Origin of the sequence: Vibrio sp. 10N.222.48.A3 (genome assembly GCF_041475345.1) — a bacterium.
GTDB lineage: Bacteria > Pseudomonadota > Gammaproteobacteria > Enterobacterales > Vibrionaceae > Vibrio > Vibrio tasmaniensis_A.
Genome location: NZ_JBFRVX010000092.1, coordinates 1 through 607, shown reverse-complemented (window position 1 = coordinate 607; position 607 = coordinate 1). Strand labels below are relative to the sequence as shown.

The following is a 607-nucleotide window of genomic DNA, read 5'->3' as shown; positions in this document are numbered from 1 at the left end:
CTTCAGGCACATCCCAAACACAACTCAGGCCAAATTCGCTCGCCGCCTTGAAACCAAAACGACCGTAGTAAGCAGGATCACCGAGTACAACACAGGCTGGGTAACCAAAATCTACCAAAGTAGAAAATGCGTCTTCAACCAGTGATTTGGCAATGCCTTGATTGCGGAACTCTTCTTTCACGGCGAGAGGTGCGAGCCCCTGCCAGTTATGATCGTCACCATCAAGAGTAAGAGGGCTAAACATCAGGTGACCAACCACCTCCCCTTCATCAGAACAAGCCACCAGCGATAGCGTTAAATGGCTATTCTCACGCAAGCTCATAACCAAATTAGCTTCTGCATCCGTTTCAAAAACAGATTTCAATAAACGATCGATGACAAGTATATCTGCCGGTGCTTCAGTTCGAATAAGCATTCATTACCTCACTTTGTGTATCTGGGGATTGTACTCCCTTCTGCACAAAATCAGCTAATTGATTTAACAAAGTTTTCATAGGAGTCGGCAATAAGTCTAAATCGACGCTATCCATCAAATTTTTCACTTCCAAGCCTAGCTCGGTATCGCCCTCAATAGACAGTCGACGTTGGAAGAAAAGCGTATCTGGGT

At 45.3% G+C, this 607-nt stretch carries 2 protein-coding genes; both read right to left on the bottom strand.

Translation table 11 applies throughout. From position 1 onward, the window contains the following. On the bottom strand, positions 1-415 hold a 415-nt coding region (locus AB4653_RS03540), incomplete at its 3' end, for a GNAT family N-acetyltransferase (RefSeq protein WP_372103344.1). After that, a partial coding sequence (locus AB4653_RS03535) for an SCP2 domain-containing protein (RefSeq protein WP_372103341.1) occupies positions 399-607 on the bottom strand: 209 nt, incomplete at its 5' end. The genes AB4653_RS03535 and AB4653_RS03540, both read right to left, overlap by 17 nt.